At 64.8% G+C, this 14,965-nt stretch carries 18 protein-coding genes; 8 read left to right on the forward strand and 10 right to left on the reverse strand.

Going from position 1 to position 14,965, the window contains the following annotated elements:
- Positions 1-71: 71 nt before the first annotated feature.
- Complete coding sequence (locus tag NLX85_RS02525; protein WP_254331410.1) at positions 72-644, forward strand: GNAT family N-acetyltransferase; 573 nt, start codon at positions 72-74, stop codon at positions 642-644.
- A gap of 143 nt (positions 645-787) precedes the next feature.
- Here NLX85_RS02525 and NLX85_RS02530 read toward each other — a convergent pair whose 3' ends face one another.
- The 3 genes from NLX85_RS02530 to NLX85_RS32930 form a co-directional block, all read right to left on the reverse strand.
- Positions 788-1,672, reverse strand: a complete 885-nt coding sequence (locus NLX85_RS02530) for an aminoglycoside phosphotransferase family protein (RefSeq protein ID WP_254331411.1) — start codon at positions 1,670-1,672, stop codon at positions 788-790.
- Positions 1,673-1,785: 113 nt separating this feature from the next.
- The gene (gene mraY / locus NLX85_RS02535) at positions 1,786-2,889 is read right to left on the reverse strand and encodes a phospho-N-acetylmuramoyl-pentapeptide-transferase (RefSeq protein WP_254331412.1); all 1,104 of its coding nucleotides are present in this window, start codon (positions 2,887-2,889) and stop codon (positions 1,786-1,788) included.
- Positions 2,886-3,008 carry a hypothetical protein gene (locus NLX85_RS32930; protein WP_256566652.1) on the reverse strand — a complete coding sequence of 41 codons (123 nt, stop codon included), beginning with the start codon at positions 3,006-3,008 and terminating at the stop codon, positions 2,886-2,888. Before NLX85_RS32930 ends, mraY begins: the two co-directional genes overlap by 4 nt.
- Positions 3,009-3,350: 342 nt before the next feature.
- Here NLX85_RS32930 and NLX85_RS02540 point away from each other — a divergent pair, with 342 nt between their 5' ends.
- On the forward strand, positions 3,351-4,019 hold the full coding sequence (locus NLX85_RS02540) for a hypothetical protein (RefSeq protein ID WP_254331413.1): 669 nt from the start codon (positions 3,351-3,353) through the stop codon (positions 4,017-4,019).
- A gap of 81 nt (positions 4,020-4,100) precedes the next feature.
- Here NLX85_RS02540 and NLX85_RS02545 read toward each other — a convergent pair whose 3' ends face one another.
- Positions 4,101-5,231: a hypothetical protein gene (locus tag NLX85_RS02545; protein WP_254331414.1), complete on the reverse strand. Its 1,131-nt coding sequence runs from the start codon at positions 5,229-5,231 to the stop codon at positions 4,101-4,103.
- Between the two features lie 416 nt (positions 5,232-5,647).
- Between NLX85_RS02545 and NLX85_RS02550 the strand changes: the two genes are divergently transcribed.
- Positions 5,648-6,313 (forward strand): hypothetical protein, encoded by a 666-nt coding sequence (locus NLX85_RS02550; protein ID WP_254331415.1) that lies wholly within the window; start codon positions 5,648-5,650, stop codon positions 6,311-6,313.
- 163 nt (positions 6,314-6,476) lie between these two features.
- Here NLX85_RS02550 and NLX85_RS02555 read toward each other — a convergent pair whose 3' ends face one another.
- Both NLX85_RS02555 and NLX85_RS02560 read right to left on the reverse strand, forming a co-directional pair.
- On the reverse strand, positions 6,477-6,650 hold the full coding sequence (locus tag NLX85_RS02555; RefSeq protein ID WP_254331416.1) for a hypothetical protein: 174 nt from the start codon (positions 6,648-6,650) through the stop codon (positions 6,477-6,479).
- Positions 6,647-6,865, reverse strand: coding sequence for a flavin reductase (locus NLX85_RS02560; RefSeq protein ID WP_254331417.1), 219 nt, complete (start codon positions 6,863-6,865; stop codon positions 6,647-6,649). The genes NLX85_RS02555 and NLX85_RS02560 overlap by 4 nt, the downstream gene beginning before the upstream one ends.
- Before the next feature lie 322 nt (positions 6,866-7,187).
- Here NLX85_RS02560 and NLX85_RS33355 point away from each other — a divergent pair, with 322 nt between their 5' ends.
- A complete protein-coding gene (locus NLX85_RS33355) occupies positions 7,188-7,589 on the forward strand; it encodes a winged helix-turn-helix domain-containing protein (protein ID WP_254331418.1) in 402 nt (133 codons plus the stop codon).
- An 8-nt stretch (positions 7,590-7,597) separates the two neighbouring features.
- Here the strand turns inward: NLX85_RS33355 and NLX85_RS33610 are convergent, their stop codons facing one another.
- A complete protein-coding gene (locus NLX85_RS33610; protein WP_374628046.1) occupies positions 7,598-8,065 on the reverse strand; it encodes an abortive infection family protein in 468 nt (155 codons plus the stop codon).
- Between NLX85_RS33610 and NLX85_RS02570 the strand changes: the two genes are divergently transcribed.
- Positions 8,009-8,389: a transposase gene (locus NLX85_RS02570; RefSeq protein ID WP_374628047.1), complete on the forward strand. Its 381-nt coding sequence runs from the start codon at positions 8,009-8,011 to the stop codon at positions 8,387-8,389. The two genes, NLX85_RS33610 and NLX85_RS02570, sit on opposite strands and share 57 nt — an antisense overlap.
- Here NLX85_RS02570 and NLX85_RS02575 read toward each other — a convergent pair.
- Positions 8,386-8,628, reverse strand: coding sequence for a hypothetical protein (locus tag NLX85_RS02575; protein WP_254331419.1), 243 nt, complete (start codon positions 8,626-8,628; stop codon positions 8,386-8,388). The genes NLX85_RS02570 and NLX85_RS02575 overlap by 4 nt on opposite strands.
- Positions 8,629-9,093: 465 nt before the next feature.
- On the opposite strand from NLX85_RS02575, the gene NLX85_RS02580 reads away from it, so the two are divergent.
- The 3 genes from NLX85_RS02580 (at position 9,094) to NLX85_RS02590 (ending at position 13,096) form a co-directional block, all read left to right on the forward strand.
- Entirely contained in the window at positions 9,094-9,705 is a 612-nt protein-coding gene (locus NLX85_RS02580) for a hypothetical protein (protein WP_254331420.1), read from the forward strand.
- Positions 9,702-11,108: a hypothetical protein gene (locus NLX85_RS02585; RefSeq protein ID WP_254331421.1), complete on the forward strand. Its 1,407-nt coding sequence runs from the start codon at positions 9,702-9,704 to the stop codon at positions 11,106-11,108. The genes NLX85_RS02580 and NLX85_RS02585 overlap by 4 nt, the downstream gene beginning before the upstream one ends.
- A gap of 830 nt (positions 11,109-11,938) precedes the next feature.
- Positions 11,939-13,096 carry a low temperature requirement protein A gene (locus NLX85_RS02590; RefSeq protein WP_254331422.1) on the forward strand — a complete coding sequence of 386 codons (1,158 nt, stop codon included), beginning with the start codon at positions 11,939-11,941 and terminating at the stop codon, positions 13,094-13,096.
- 279 nt (positions 13,097-13,375) lie between these two features.
- Here the strand turns inward: NLX85_RS02590 and NLX85_RS02595 are convergent, their stop codons facing one another.
- Positions 13,376-13,852 carry a DUF4279 domain-containing protein gene (locus NLX85_RS02595; RefSeq protein ID WP_254331423.1) on the reverse strand — a complete coding sequence of 159 codons (477 nt, stop codon included), beginning with the start codon at positions 13,850-13,852 and terminating at the stop codon, positions 13,376-13,378.
- 226 nt (positions 13,853-14,078) lie between these two features.
- Positions 14,079-14,885 carry a hypothetical protein gene (locus NLX85_RS02600; protein ID WP_254331424.1) on the reverse strand — a complete coding sequence of 269 codons (807 nt, stop codon included), beginning with the start codon at positions 14,883-14,885 and terminating at the stop codon, positions 14,079-14,081.
- Between the last annotated feature and the right edge of the window lie 80 nt (positions 14,886-14,965).

Raw genomic sequence — 14,965 nt, forward strand, 5'->3', positions numbered from 1 at the left:
CCCGTTGCGGGTGGCCGGCACCGGGATGTCTGGTTGACCGGCAACCAGTCACGGGAGAGAACATGACGCGCATGTCGCTGCCCACCCCCACTCTGCACACCGCTCGCCTTCGACTGCGTCCCTTCGACGACGCGGACGCGAACGACCTCTTCGCGCTGCACAGCGATGCCTACGTGCTGCGCTACTGGGACGCACCACCGTGGAGCGACCGCGCGCGCTCCGAACGGTTCATCGCGGCCTGCCGGCAGATGGCGGAGGAGGGCACCGGGGCGCGGCTGGCCGTGGATCGCATCTCCGACGGGGCGTTCATCGGCTGGTGCGGCCTGAGCCAGTGGAATCCCGACTACCGCAGCGCGTCGCTGGGCTACTGCTTTCACGAGGCGGCGTGGGGCCACGGCTACGCGACGGAGGCGGCGCGCGCTCTGCTGGGGTGGGCATTCGACACGCTCGACCTGAATCGCGTCCAGGCTGAAGCCGACACGCGCAACGTGGCATCCGCCCGCGTGTTGGAGAAGCTCGGGTTCGTGCGCGAAGGAACGTTGCGGGAAGACTGCGTCGTGAACGGCGAGGTCTCCGACTCGTGGGTCTACGGGCTGCTCAGGCGTGAGTGGCTGGGGCGATCCGAGCCGGTTCCCGCCCGCTGAGTCCTCTACTCCGGCACGCCCGCGTCATGGCCGACGAGGTCGTCAACCACGCGTTCAGCCACGGATTCCATCCCCAGCACAGGGCTTGACCATCCCCCGCTGGTCCTGGGACGGACCACAACGCTGAGCGCGGCCGGCGCAGGTCAGTCGTGGCGGTGGCGCACGATGTAGTCGATGTGGCGAATCGTGTCCTCGCGGTCGTCCTCGCTGATCGAGTCCCACAGGTCCGCCAGCCAGTAGAGCGAGCCCGACAGCATCCAGGCCCACCCGCGCACCCAGGTCGCCTCGTCGAACCCGAGCGCCTCCCGGTAGGCGGCCCGCGCGCGGGCATCGAACAGGCTCCAGCCCGGCCGCACCTCCACCGCCGGATCGCCGCGGCCGAGACCGCCGAAGTCGATCACCCCGGTGAGTCTGCCCCGGTCGACCAGCAGGTTGCCTTCCAGGAGATCACCGTGCAGCCACACCGGCGGTCCGGGCCACTCGTCCGCCGCCATCGCCTCGTCCCACGCCGCGGTCACCGCCCGCCCGTCGATCCGGTCGCCCAGCGCCGCGATCGACCGGCGGGTCAGATCGTCCCGCCGCACCAGAGGTACGCCGCGCTGAATCCCCTCCTTGACCGGCCCGCCCATCGGGTCGATCGCGATCATCGCGCGCACGAAGCCGGCGAGGTCGACGGCGAGGTCGACGAGGTCCTGCCCCGCTTCCGGATTGCGCCCGTCCAGCCACGGGACGACCGTCCACGGCCACGGATAGTCCCCGCCCGGCCGGCCGACCGCGACCGGCACCGGAACAGGCACCGGAAGATGCGGCGCCAGCCGCGGCAGCCAGGTCGCGTCGGTCGCCACCTGGTCGACCGCCCACTGCGCCCGCGGCAGCCGTGCCGTCAGGGAATCACCCAGCCGGAACAGCGCGTTGTCGGTGCCGTTCAACGGCTGCGGAACGATCGGCAGTTCCGACCATTCGGGGAACTGCTCGTCGATCAGGGCGCGTACCTGCTCGACAGCGACGACGATCTCTCCAGGGCGCATCGGCGCGACCGTAGAACCCGCTCGATCGTCCTGTCCATCGAATTCGGAGGTGGGGAACCAGGCTGCCCGGCGGATCACCGGCGGTGGCACGACACAGGCTTGTCGCGTGGCTTCTATCCCATGACCGCCAAGAAATCCGAGTAGAACAGGCCCAGGCCGACCGCCACGCAGACGCCGGCCACGATCCAGAACCGCACCACGATATTGACCTCACTCCAGCCGGCCAACTCGAAGTGGTGGTGCAACGGCACCATCCGGAAGACACGTCGACCGGTGGTCCGGAACGAGACGATCTGGATCACCCAGGTCGTCGTGATGATGACGAAGAGCCCGCCGATCATGATCGAAAGCAGCGTGGTGCGGGTTACCACCGCGAGCCCGCCGATCAGGCCGCCGAGCCCGAGCGCGCCCACGTCACCCATGAAGATCCGCGCCGGGGACGTGTTCCACCACAGGAAGCCCACGCAGGCGGCGGCCGCCGCCGCCGCGATCATGGCGATCTCCAGAGGATCCCGGACCTGGTAGCAGTAGTCGTTCGCGCGGGCGTACGTGTCGTCGGCGCACCAGTGCCGGTACTGCCAGAAGCCGATCAGCGCGTACGCGCCGAGCACCAGGATCGACGCGCCGGTGGCCAGGCCGTCGAGGCCGTCGGTCAGGTTCACGCCGTTCGACATCGCCGTGATCACGAAGACGAAGACCATGACCGCGCCGACCTTGCCGACGTCCAGCCAGCTGATGTCGCGGATGAGCGAGATGTGCTCGCTGGCCACGGTCTGACCATTGGTGCTCGGCACGTAGAGCGCGGCGATGCCGAACCCGCCGGCGACGATCGCCTGGCCGAGCAGCTTGCCTTTGGCGGACAGCCCGTCGGAGTTGCGCCGGAGCACCTTGAGGAGGTCGTCGAAGAAGCCGACCGCGCCGCAGAAGACGAACAGCCCGAGCAGCACCAGGGCCGTCATGGTCGGCCCCTCCTGCGCGATCTGCCGCTCGGGCAGGGTGGTCAGGGCGATATGCCCGGCGACGTAGGCGAGGACGGTCGCCACGATGAAGACCACTCCGCCCATCGCTGGCGTGCCCCTCTTGCCCTCGTTGCTGGCGAGCCCGATGGATCGGATCGGCTGGCCGGCCTTGAGCGCGGTGAAGACGCGAACCGCCACCGGCGTACCGAGCAGAGAGATGATGAACGCGACCGCGGCCGCGACGATGACCGCCCTCACGGGCGAACCTCCACGAGATCCGGATACCGCACGGCGTCCCCACCGAGCTGCCAGATCAGCGCCTGGCGTATCCACCTGATCCGGCCGTGCAGATCGTCCTTGACGAAATCATCGATCATGAGGCACGAGCTTGCCATCCGACGGCGAGCGGAGCAGCCCTGGACCTCACAGCGCCGTGGTTCGTAGCTCGCCAACACGAATCCGACGACGGTCTTGCAGCGCCAGGCCGAGGTTCAACTGTGTCCGAAGCCGCGGAGACAGCCCAACCGACGCGATCCCTTGTCGCTGTGGTGCGCGTTCACTGACGATCCGCTGACCCGTGCGCGTCCGTGGATTGCGGTACTTTCCTGTGTGGAGGCCGAGCGGCACGGCTCCGTCGCCGGCGGCTGTCCCCCCACGGTGAGTACGACCCCAGCCCGAGCCATTGACAGCTATTGCCCCCACCGACGCAGGAGCCAGGAGTGGCGATCAACATCTCGAGGGATTCCAGCGCAAAGGTCGCGATTCTCGTCACGAGCGGTATTGCAATCAACAAGCTGTCCGAGCTCTTCAATCTCACGGCACCGGCGGTAATCCTTGGTTCGGCGGTTGTTCTAGTCGTGATGCTACTAAATGACTCGACCGCCTCCCAGGAAGGTGATTCCACAGCCAACGAGAGGCGCTCGGATAACAGCGATTTTGTAAAGTTCTGCCTTGCCTCACTTCTGATCGGCTCAATAATCGCAGCAGCTGCAATGCTCCCGATATTCGATGATCGAAAGTTGTCCGCCCCAATTGATGTAGGAATACCTGGGGCGTACTACCATCTCTACGAGGCTGGGGCGGCGTGCTTCATTACCCTGTTGGCCGCAGTCGCCGCGATCCGCAGACGGTCACCGTTGCAGATCTTCGCATTTCTCGCTTCCGCAACCGCCGGGATGACCTTTGCAATAGCCGTTCGACCAGTGAACGAATTGCACGAGGAGTTTCAATTCGCCAACACATTCATTACTTGGCTCGCGCTGGCAGCTCTCGTCACCTTCTTCGTCTATGAAACGCCAGCCTTAATCCGCATATTCTCTGACTTCTGGTTTAAGCCCGCGACCGAGTCTCAATCCGAGCTAGCGGCCCACGACGAGCAGCGGCCTTGATGCGGCGTCCCTGCGTCCTTCGCCACCACGCGCACACTGCTTCGGTGTGAACGTGGTCGGTCGGAAGCAACGAGCATCAGCTCATGTCATCCAGCGCTTGTCACCGCAGCAAAACAGGCGTCCCGTGCGGTCCGGCATCATCGACCTCCAGCGCGTTCGCTGCTTCCTGGCTGCTCCGGCGGGGCCGACGGCCGCGGGTCTAACCTCTGAGCTGCCGTCACCCGTCGGCAACGAAGTTTCTTGGCCGTCCAGGCTGCTGGCGTCGAGCTCGATAAGACGGGGAAAGTGAATTGGTCGGAACGGTGCAGGGCGTTGCGGAGGACCCTGTACGTCCGTCGTCTGCCACGAGATCGTAGTGGACTGTGTCGCTTGATCCGTGGTTCCCACCCACACTGTAGGACGACCCACAAGTGAGGCTTCAGCAGCACCGTAGAGCCGTTCCCCCAGCTGCGTAAGGGCTAACGGGACCTCGGTCTGCGCGAAGGCGAAGTCGCCCCAAATCTCAAGCGCCTCGATCCGGTGCAGCTGTCCCGTCTCGAGGCGTCGCAGGTAGTAGCCGAGCTGGGGCATGGCCAGCCTGCACGAGAACGCGACGACCTGGTCACGTTCCTCGTGGAGATGCGCCATCACGGAAAGGCGACTTGCTACTAGGTCCATGTGGATTGCCTCGTGCACTAGGTACGCGAGGGGTCCGAGGAGGGTGCCATCCGCCTCATAGATGTCGGTGTCGGGCTGCCCAGGCACGACTGCACGATCATCGCCTTCGAAGAAGACCTGCACATTGCACCCGGTCGCGCTGTAGTTGATGGTGTCGATGAACAAACTCTTGATGACCGGCCTTCCGTCAACCGTGATCATCTCGGGCTGTAGAGCCTGTACCCGGCCGGCCTCGCGGTCGACCGCCGCCAACGCCGTAGCCGAAAACCCAGACTTGGATACGAGCAGTAGCCGGTTCGTTGGTAGGTTGCGGTGCTTCTGCAACATCTCCTGCACCCAGGGAAGCGTTGCTTTCCGACCGTGCTCGATCACCTCGACGGAGACGACCATCGGCTCGCCGTCGAACTCCCCTTCGATCACGATGTCCACCTCGCGCTGGACCCCGAGGACCGAGTCGCGAAGCAGTTTCGACTCGGTGACCGTAGCCCCGGGCTGCGCGAAGTGCTGCCGCACGAGACGCACGATCGCCTGGAAGGGTGTCGACCGCTTCGGCATGCGGCAAGCATAGTTCCGGAGTTACGCCGCAGCCCGCGCAGCAACACGCCGCCGCCGACGTGAGCGGCCACAGGCACCCCATTTCCCCGGCCGCCTCCCACCGACGACGATCCCTGACATCTGCTTGGGTATCGGGTTGATCTACACGCGCTGTAGAACAGCAGCCGCGCTGACGATTACCGAGCGTGCGCAGCTGGGCGACGGAGTGCTCACGCTTACCGGCGTTGCCCCTGCATCGGGCACGGACCGGGCACGGCTGCGCCCTCTCGTCGGGCTGCTGCCATCGACAGCAACGGACTTGACAGAGCAAGCTACGCAGACAGAAGGGCTAAGCACTAGCAAACCGACGTCGCGCGTCACATGATTGGAGGCTCCAGGAGTTGGATGCTGATTCACTCTCGGCAATCGGATCCCTGGTGGCTGCTGCCGGAACCACTGTTGCTCTTGTTGTTGCGGTGAAGGCACTGCGAGCAACCCGGCGGGCGGCCTTGGCCGAACAATTGTTGAACACGCTCGGGGATATGCTCGCGGCGCTTGCCGAAATTTCCGACCGCGCCATCGAACTGGGCAGGCTACCCGACGGCGAGGAGTCCAGTCGCGAACGACTCAGTGAACCTTTTCGGAGATTTCAGATCGCCAGCACTCGTGTCGGCCTTCTTGAACCAGCACTTTCCTCTAACCCTGAATATGGCGAATGGCTGCGAGCCGTCGCTAATAATCTTGCGGCGGACCTCCTCCAAGCCGACGAGTTTGCACCGATGGCTCGTGAGGAAGTGGCAGATCCGTCGATGGGGAGGCCGCCAAAGGCAAATGAAGACGAGTGGGAAGTACTCAGCAGATCAATGTCATACTGGTGTGTCCGAATGGTCGGATTGGACCCCCCAAAAAGGGTGCCTAGTGGCTTCGCGCGGCTTGAGGACTGGTGGGTACCAAGAGTGGTGGCGCATGGCCACGAAGAGGACAACGTCTACGGTGTGGGCGCACCGTATTTCGTCCAAATTTCACGGCTGCTTGATGACTTTGTTCGCGAATACCTTGAGGAATGGGCGACCCAGCTTGTCAAAAGCGGGCTACTTCGCTGATGTTTTAATATAGGCGGTAGAGCGGGCGGGGTGACCGCTTCGGTGTGAACTCTCGGCAAGCGGGTCGGGTCGGGCCTGATACGAGGTCAGACGGCCTGCTGAGGCGCTTCTCGGCTCGGTTCGGCTGGCACGGCTGCTGTACTTCGCTGCTGTACTGCTGGCATCACGCGAGGCGTTGGTTGCGGACCTTCGGGCGCTCGTTCCTGAGATGGCCTTGCTTGTGCTGGCGGACCTGCTCGTCCCAGATCTCCTGGTCGTAGTCCGGGTCCGGTGGGATCCACTTGTGGGAGCCGTCGCTGTAGTGGAACTTCTCGTCGCCGGGTCGCAGGATGCTCATCGGGTCCAGCCGAGGAAGCGGTGGTGTAGCTGGCCGGCGGGGACGTGGGTAAGGTCCTGGGCGGCGTCGACGAGCTGAGCGGCCAGGTAAAGGGCCAGCGAGACCGGCGCGCCGTCGTACTCGGCTCGCAGCTCCCGCCGCCGGGTGTGGCATGGCCACTCTCCCGCGCAACCGCCGCAGGTCCAGGCCGGCTTGATCGGGTGGTGAGTAGTCATCGTGCGCCGTCCTGGCTGGGCCAGTGGCCGCGGTTGATCGGGATGCGGTGGCGGCTTCGGCATGGCAGGGTCGCGCCGCAGCGGCAGATGCGTCGCCAGTGAATCCATGACCAGACCGGCCGGTGCCGTCGGGCCAAGGTCAAGGCGACGGCGAACAGGTACTCGTCGTACGAGACGCGCGGCACTGAGCCCCCTAAAGCATGGAGTCGATGGCAGGGCCTTCGGTCCGAAGCTGACTCCGGACCGGCCAAGCGTCACCGTAACGACGTAGGACTGTAGATACAATAAGATGTAGAGCTGTTGGACACGTAGCGTCACAACCGTGATCGACCCGAGCGCAGACCGCGCCGTGTTCCGGCAGCTCGCAGACCTCCTGCGAGACCGGATCACGTCTGGCGACCTCGCGCCCGGCGCATCGGTGCCGAGCGAGCTGCGGCTAGCTCAGGAGTATGGGCTGAGCCGCACGAGCGTCCGACAGGCGATAGCGTTACTTCGATCGGAAGGGCTCGTGATCGTGGAACCACCGCGAGGCACGTTCGTCCGCGCCCTGGAGCCGACCGAGACGGTGACCCTCCTCAAGGGCGATACTGCCTCTGCCCGGATGCCTACCCCGGCGGAGCGGCGCGAGCTGGAGATTGGCGAGGGCGTCCCAGTCATCGTGGTCTTCCGCGCTGACGGCTCCCGTGAGCTGTACGCCGCCGACCGCATCCGCGTCGGCCGCTGACCTGCGCATTACGCGTCCGTCCCCGCCTGCTGGTCCGTCGCCTGGTCCTCACGCCCGCCATGGCGTGAGCGTCCGTGATCGTCCGCCCCTGCTCGCCGGTTTGGCTGCTCGCTTGGCTGCTCGGAAGCCCTCGGCGGAGGGGCAGCATCACGTTCGGCGACACGACATCCGGCTGCCCGATCAGTCAGGGTTTCAAGCATGAAGTTGATCCAAGCGGTTGCGGCAGTCACCGCGAGGCGGGCATGTCTGGGTGCAAGCCCGGCGGGCGCGGTCACGCCCCCGTGACCCGTACCCAGCCGCGGCCGGTCCCGCGGCGGGTTGACCACCAAGCTGCACCTGGCCGCTGATCGTCGTTGCCGTCCAATCGCCCGGCACATCACGTGCGGGCAGCGTGCCGACTGCACCGGCTTCGTGCAGTCATGGCCGCTATCCGGGTTCCCCGCCGGGTTGGTCGGCCGCGTATCCGCCCCGGGCATGTCCTGGCTGACAAGGCGTACAGCTCGAAGGCCATCCGTGCTCACCTACGCCGACGCGGCATCACAGCCACCATCCCGATCAAGGCTGACCAGGTGGCTAACCGCCGCAAGAAGGGATCTCGCGGCGGCCGGCCGCCGAACTTCGATCGGGAGCGCCACAAGCAGCGCAACACCGCCGAACGCGCGTTCAACAAGCTCAAGCAGTTCCGGGCGGTCGCGACCAGGTACGACAAGCGCAACTTCATGTACCAGGCCACCGTCGACATCGCCACGATGAAGATCTGGCTACGCGACCTCGCCCAAGATCGACGAGACACTGCCTAGTCCAACCAGAGATTCGCGAGTCCGGCGATGCTGATCAAGCAGCCCAGGACGAGGAACACCACGCCACCCCGGCGCTCCTCGTGACGAGAAGGATTCGACGGCCGGGCCGACCGCCACAGCAGGAACCCGCCGACCAGGGCGAGACCCAGGCCCACATACGGCACGGTGCCCCGAGACATCTCTCGCTGGGCCAGCAGGGGCAGGTCGGTCGATGGCGGATACGCGAGAGGACGAAGCACGCGGCAAGGCTAACGAGCCCTCGCCAGTGCAAGTGTCCGGGGCGGAACACGGGCGGTCTTCGGCCAGACTTCCGTCCACCCGGGCGGTCGCGACCAGGTACGACAAGCGCGACTTCATGTACCAGGCCACCGTCGACATCGCCACGATGAAGATCTGGCTACGCGACCTCACCCAAGATCGACGAGACATTGCCTAAGACCCCCGGCACGCCCCAGCGGCAACGGCGACTGACGCCTGCTGACGTGCGGTCTAACGCTGCCATGGTTGGCCGCTGATTGACGACCTTTGACGGCGTCTTGTGACCCCAGTGTGCCCGACGCCGCTACCGCCGACGCGCGACGCGATGGAGCCGCCTCTCCAGCCTGCCGTCGAGAGACAAGCAGACCTTCTCGTCAGCCAGCCGACGGGCGCCAGGTGGATCTTCGGTCCTGTTGCTGTCCGTGTGGGTGATATACCCTGCTGTGATGGTGGCGGGCGAGCTGCGGCAGCAGACCGGCAGCATTGGCGTAGATAGAGCTAAGCGGTGGCTGAACTACTCGACCCGTGTTGCGTCGATCTACACAAACACCGACAAGGTCTTTAAAGACCTGCTGCATTTTCAGTGGCCCTATGGCGGTCAAGGCTTCAGCTTTGACCTGGGGGGCAAATTGCGTGGCGGCGATCTGCATGACATGTCATTTATGGCGGAAGTCAAGGCATACCGCTATGAGATGGACTCAGCAACGGAGTATCGGAAATTCATCGCCGAATGCTACGTAGCATTTCAAGAAAAGCCCGACCGATGCGATAATCTGATATGGTTGTCCTGGGCTCCCTTTCAAGCGCAGAGTTGGCACAAGCATCGAAGCGCGGAGTCCATTCAGAAGCACCTTCTCCACGCCGACAACACCTTTCGGGTGTTTGGGACAGAATCGGCAGAGGAGGCCCGACGAAAACTAGACACGCAAGTGATCTACGAATTAACCAATCGCTTGTGGCTGCTGACGCTCTGCGATGAGCAGGAGGGTCTAGTAATCACGAGCGACCACTACCAGCGGGTTATGGCGTTCATGGGCATCGGGGAGGAGTCCCAATGAGCGGCGAATTCAGCGCGGCTCTGCGTCATGCGCTAGATTTCGACACACCGGATCGGCGTATCGACTCCTTGAAAACTAGCGTGAGCAACTTCCTGCGGTCCGGCGACCCGTCTGCACGAGTCAGGAAGACTGAATACTTCAACCACACTTTCGCGCCAGACCTGGTACTGACTTGGCCGGAGGAAAGCCGGGAAAGACTCGTCTTTCTGCGCACCGATCCCAATCCAGAATGGCTAGCAGCCGACCTTAAAATCATCGCACCCAGTCACCCGATTATGCTCACTCTGGACGACTTCGGATCCGAACAGGATTCGGCCGCTCACGAACGCTTGGTGATGGCCGCGAAAGAGGCTCGGGCCCTAATTACAGATCCGGACGCGATTGAGGAATTCGTGTCCCCTCGCGTCCCCATCACTTCGGTGCTTACGAACGCCGTTATCCGTGGTGGCCTAGGCCTAGTCGATGAGCAGGCAGCGAGGGGTGCAACCGAATCCGCCATCGCGGGCTTCTCTGCGGCGGAGCACTTGGAGGCGGAGCCGATCAGGTCGGCGCTCGTAGCAGCCGAAGGCATGTTAGACGATGAGCAGGCAAACCGATTCAGTCGGCTCTACCGGGCAGTTTGGGAGGGGCAGGGGGGAACTCCTGAAAATTTCCCATCCCATCGCAACCTGGCCGGCCCACTAACAGGCAGAGACCTGTCCCTTCTTCTTGCAACCCTCACGACGGATGATGTGCAATTCTGGCGCAGGATCGGCCGTAGCGTCCGACTCGAACAAGTAGTAGCCCTGGGGACAGATTCAGGACCAAATCTAGGCCACCTAGTCGAAGCGAATTTGGATCGACTGCTAGCACGTGGAGCGCGTGTCTTCGGCCAAAGCGGCGCGTCAAACTCCGAGGGCCAGCGTGCGAACTGGGAAGTACAGAATGACTGTCTAGCGCTGCGCGGTGACGGCTGGATTGCCTACTTCGCCGCCAAGTCAAACGACTTGCCTCCGCATGAGACACGACGCGGCGTGTCGGTTAATACCTTGATTGATGGCATCCGCCAGCTGGGAGTCCGCATGACGGAAGTCAAAGTACAGCAGGCCAACTTCGCCATCTCGATCCAAGCTGTTGGCAATGCCGACGTTGTCGACAGTCCAGACTTCGGCCAACTAGTGGCTCGTGGCGACTCCGTGGCGCAGACGGCCGCAATAGCGATGTCTAGTGGACGTAATCTAATAGCGGATTTCGTCACTGGAACGGCCATGGGTCACACCAACGCCTCTTATCCACTTGACGAATTAGCGCAAGCCGCAGTTCGGCTCCTACTAGAGTTGAGTCATCGGAATGTGCCCGATGCTGACGTGAGGCTGGTCTCTGGCCGTGATCCAGTAGTAATTCAGGACCCGCTTTGGGAATAACTTCCCCTAAGCCACCCTGCCATCCCGTCTGCCTTCGACCCGCCCTTCTGGGGAGCGGGCCGCCGCCCGGCCCGCCACGTCAAGACGGCCTTGACGCACGTTCGGACGCTGGCGGGTCGGGCGGTGGTCTGCTCGGCTTGCCCGGGTCGATGGCAGGCAGGATGGCCTACCGCAACCACCCACGGACCGCGACCCGCCGGCGCTGCCCCGGCCATCCTGGAGCCGGAGCGCCCCCGCCGGAGGCGCAGTAACCGCAACCCCCGCGACGTCGCAGCTTGCCGACGCAGCCGGCGTGCGCCCCCCTACGCCGCGCGGGCTCGTAACCGCGCGGCCCGGCCGGCTGCCGGCCCACTGCCACCCGGTCAACCGTCCTGTCGTTCTGCGGCGGCCGCTTGGGCTTCCCCGCTTCCGCGCCAGCCGCCGGGCGTGTTGCGTGGCCGGAGTCGGAGCGTCAGCGGAGCGACGGACGCGCGCCCAGGCGGCGGCGCGTGCGGCCCGTCAAGGGCCGCCTTGATAGATGTACAGAAAGGTCTCCCACATCGGCTGGCAGCCGGTGTGTCCGGCTTCAGGACCTGCATGACATATCGGTATCAGGACCTGGGTGACACTCCGCCCTCCGTAGCACCGGCCGACGCTTGGCCAAGGTCGACCAGCTAATCCGAACCCGCGGCTTCAGCTGATGGGCGGAACTCTGTCGACTGTCGCTTCCCAAGATCGCGCTAGGTGCTCTGCCGTGGCGAGCGGCTTCGTCGTTCCTGGCTCGTTTGGATGAAGAGATACGAGAGGAAGCGCCATGACTAGCTTGGGACTCTGCGTCGGGCTGATGACGGATGGATGAGCCGGGCGGCGAGCGGCTCGTACGCGAGGAATCCGGCTGGATGCGGGCGAGCTTCCTGGAGCTGCTCTTCGATCTTGTCTTCGTGTTCGCGCTCAATCAGGTCAGCTTGCGGCTCATCAGCGACTTCAGCACCGGGCGCGAGCTCCTGATCGGGGAGGCTGCCCGGACCTTACTGCTGTTCCTGGCGCTCTGGGTCACGTGGCTGACGACGGTCGCCTTGACCAGCCGACGACGTCCGGATTTGTTGCTGGTCCAGGCTCTCGTGTTCATGTCGATGGCCGGCGCCGTGGTGATGGCCGTCGCGGTACCGCAGGGGTTCGAGCAGCGGGCTCTCGTCTTCGCCGGCGCATATACGGCGGTCCGGATAAGCCGCCTGCTGCTCCTCCTGAGCGTCCGCCGTCAAACGGACCCCGTGGCGATTGCCGTGAGCACGGTGCTGTGGATCGTGGGCGCGCTGGTGCACAACCAGGGTCTACGCGCCGTGCTCTGGGCCCTCGCGCTGGCCATCGGCTACCTCAGGGGCACGGCCGCTTATATGCGATTCGCTGGCGTACCAATCGCCGGTGAGCACGTGGCCGAGCGGTTGCAACAGTTCTATCTGATCACGTTAGGTGAGGCGATCTTCGTGGCTGGCAAGGGCCTCAGCGCCAGTGACTTAGGCACCCCGCACGCGGCCGGGTTCGGGCTTGCGTTCGTCGCCATCGTGCTGCTCTGGCGGGTCTATTTCTACCGGGCCGGCGCGACCCTGCCACTGGCCATCACGCGTGCTCGGAACCCGCTCCGGCAGTCCGTGGCGGTGGCCGGGACTCACCTGCTCATGATCGCCGGTGTCTTCCTGGCCGGTGTCAGCTTCGATCTGTACATCATGGAGCCGCTCGGCCGGCCGGAACCGAACTGGCTCATCGCCATCCTCGGCGGGCCCGCGCTGTTCCTGGCCGGCCGGTCACTTCTCGAACTGCAGGCCTTCAGCCGAATCTCCCGATCGCGGCTGGCCGGCCTGCTCGCCCTGGGCCTCCTGATCCCGGCTACCTGGCACCTGCCGCCCCTGGCCGCCGGCGGCGCCGCCGCTGCGGTATTGGCCGGAGTCGCCGGCTCGGACGCTTGGCGCGCCCGGGGCCGCGCACCCGAGCTACCCGTCCCACGGATCTGACCCACCACGGAATCCCGGTCCTTCACGGGCGAACCGTCAGGGCCAGGGACCAGACGGGCCTCAAAAAATACCCAACGTCAAAAGGTCGTCTAGCCGGACGTGTCGCCCACGTCCCGAGACTGGTCTGTCACGCAGGTCCTGAGACCCGACACGGCTGGCAGCCGGTGTCGTACTCCGCTTGATGCGTTACATGCTGGCGTCACTTGATGCGTGACAGTTCGACAAGGCGCGGGCGCCGCACGATGATCCCCGATAGGTCTGCCAGCCTTGCACGCGGCGTCATCCGTAGGCGTACTCGTCGACGTCCAACTCCGCGCGGGTCAGCCGGAGGAACTCCGGCGTCTGGGAGTCAAGGTGCCAGCCCAGGAGTTGATGTTGCCCCGGAAGCTTCTCGAAGTCCTCGACCGGACTGGTCAGGTCTTCCTGCTCTCCGTCGGGATGCTCGAATACCCGCACGACTTGCAGCACGCTCGCTCCCGGCTCTCCATCGATGCGGTCGAGCTCAGCCGCCAGCGCACCGATGCGTTCGGCATGGGGAGACAGCCTGTCGACGATGTGCTTGATCTGCTCATCGACCGTTCGGCCGGGCTCGCGGCAGACAACCTGCCACATGTGGGTGGCAGGTCTCGGCGGCTGGGCAAGACGACTGCCGCGCACACTCACCTCGTCCGGATCGATCCCGAGCCGAGCAGTGATCTCCGCAGCAGTCACACGCACCGAAGCCAGCTTGAAGTAGGCGTACTGGGAGATGAGCACGCCGGCACCCTACCGACTACTGGCTTGGAACAGGGCCCGCCTGACAAGGCGAGGACGGAACGCCTAGCCGGACGTGTCACTCCTCATCTGACACCGATCTGTCACGCATCAAGTGGAGAGCCCGACACGGCTGGCAGCCGCTGTGTCCTCCGTCGACTGGTGTGCGACAGGCGTCCGCCAAGTGATCTGCGGCAGTCGATGGCGCGGATCGCGGCATGAATGAGTGTCAGCGGCCACCTTCGGTCGGCCGCCAACGGTGCCGCTCGGGGATCCAGGTTAGTGCCTCGGCGGTGGTCGGCTCCGTCAGAGCGACTACGGACTCGTCGAAGAGGTGCCACTCGTGCCGGGAATACGCTTCGGCGGCGATGAGCAACGTCGACGCGTGGTCGCCGTGCAGCAAGACCTCGCTCACGAGCCCAGCATCGTGACGGCCCTCGACAACGGTGTCGTAGACGACTTCCACCTGGTTGATTTTGCCGCGTACGAGTGGAATCCCTCGGCGGGACCGCAGTGAGCCGGAGTCGAACTCCGGCAGTCGGAGTTCCACGGTCGGAATGAAGCAGAGGCCGAAGAGCGCGTCATCCTGGTAGACGCTGACCTCAGCCGATGCGTCGGCGCCGATGGCGCGTAGCCAGGCGTAGGGCGTTCGCGCGGCGTCGGGTTCAGCCCACGCAATCGCGACATCGTCAGGACCAGACTCAAGGGCCCATTCCACTCCCTCCCACGACTCGACACTCATGGAGGCCAGCAGAAGTGCGGCCGAGATGTTCTCAGTGATCCAGCCGTGTCGGTCAGCCAGTCCAGCGGCAGCCAAGAGGTCCGCCACAGCCTCGTGCGTCATGGCGGCCAGGTCGTCCGCCGAAGGCATGATGTGCCCGCGCGCTGCGGAGAAGACCGGGAACGGGCCACTGTCCTCGCGGAAGACGGCCCAGGCCGGTTCACCGGTCCGGCTGGTGAACTCCCAGCCGAGGCCGTCTCGGGCGCTCACATCGCTGGCGACAACTGCATCCCACAGAGAGCGCCAGTCGGTCATCAGTCAGCTCCTTTCGGGTGTGATGGCCTGTCGCCAGCCCTCATTCGCACGCTAGCGACTGGGCGCGGCGAACCGGCGGT

Origin of the sequence: Micromonospora sp. A3M-1-15 (assembly GCF_024213425.1) — a bacterium.
GTDB lineage: Bacteria > Actinomycetota > Actinomycetes > Mycobacteriales > Micromonosporaceae > Micromonospora > Micromonospora chersina.

What these genes read in the sequence shown, in the direction of transcription:
- NLX85_RS02545 (WP_254331414.1), bottom strand. Translation starts at nt 5,231, where the DNA reads ATGCCGAAGCGGTCGACACCCTTCCAGGCGATCGTGCGTCTCGTGCGG.
- NLX85_RS02570 (WP_374628047.1), top strand. Translation starts at nt 8,009, where the DNA reads ATGGCCGCTATCCGGGTTCCCCGCCGGGTTGGTCGGCCGCGTATCCGC.
- NLX85_RS02525 (WP_254331410.1), top strand. Translation starts at nt 72, where the DNA reads ATGTCGCTGCCCACCCCCACTCTGCACACCGCTCGCCTTCGACTGCGT.
- NLX85_RS02560 (WP_254331417.1), bottom strand. Translation starts at nt 6,865, where the DNA reads ATGACTACTCACCACCCGATCAAGCCGGCCTGGACCTGCGGCGGTTGC.
- NLX85_RS02555 (WP_254331416.1), bottom strand. Translation starts at nt 6,650, where the DNA reads ATGAGCATCCTGCGACCCGGCGACGAGAAGTTCCACTACAGCGACGGC.
- NLX85_RS02585 (WP_254331421.1), top strand. Translation starts at nt 9,702, where the DNA reads ATGAGCGGCGAATTCAGCGCGGCTCTGCGTCATGCGCTAGATTTCGAC.
- NLX85_RS33610 (WP_374628046.1), bottom strand. Translation starts at nt 8,065, where the DNA reads ATGCCCGGGGCGGATACGCGGCCGACCAACCCGGCGGGGAACCCGGAT.
- NLX85_RS02530 (WP_254331411.1), bottom strand. Translation starts at nt 1,672, where the DNA reads ATGCGCCCTGGAGAGATCGTCGTCGCTGTCGAGCAGGTACGCGCCCTG.
- NLX85_RS02600 (WP_254331424.1), bottom strand. Translation starts at nt 14,885, where the DNA reads ATGACCGACTGGCGCTCTCTGTGGGATGCAGTTGTCGCCAGCGATGTG.
- NLX85_RS02590 (WP_254331422.1), top strand. Translation starts at nt 11,939, where the DNA reads ATGGATGAGCCGGGCGGCGAGCGGCTCGTACGCGAGGAATCCGGCTGG.
- NLX85_RS32930 (WP_256566652.1), bottom strand. Translation starts at nt 3,008, where the DNA reads ATGATCGATGATTTCGTCAAGGACGATCTGCACGGCCGGATCAGGTGG.
- NLX85_RS02580 (WP_254331420.1), top strand. Translation starts at nt 9,094, where the DNA reads ATGGTGGCGGGCGAGCTGCGGCAGCAGACCGGCAGCATTGGCGTAGAT.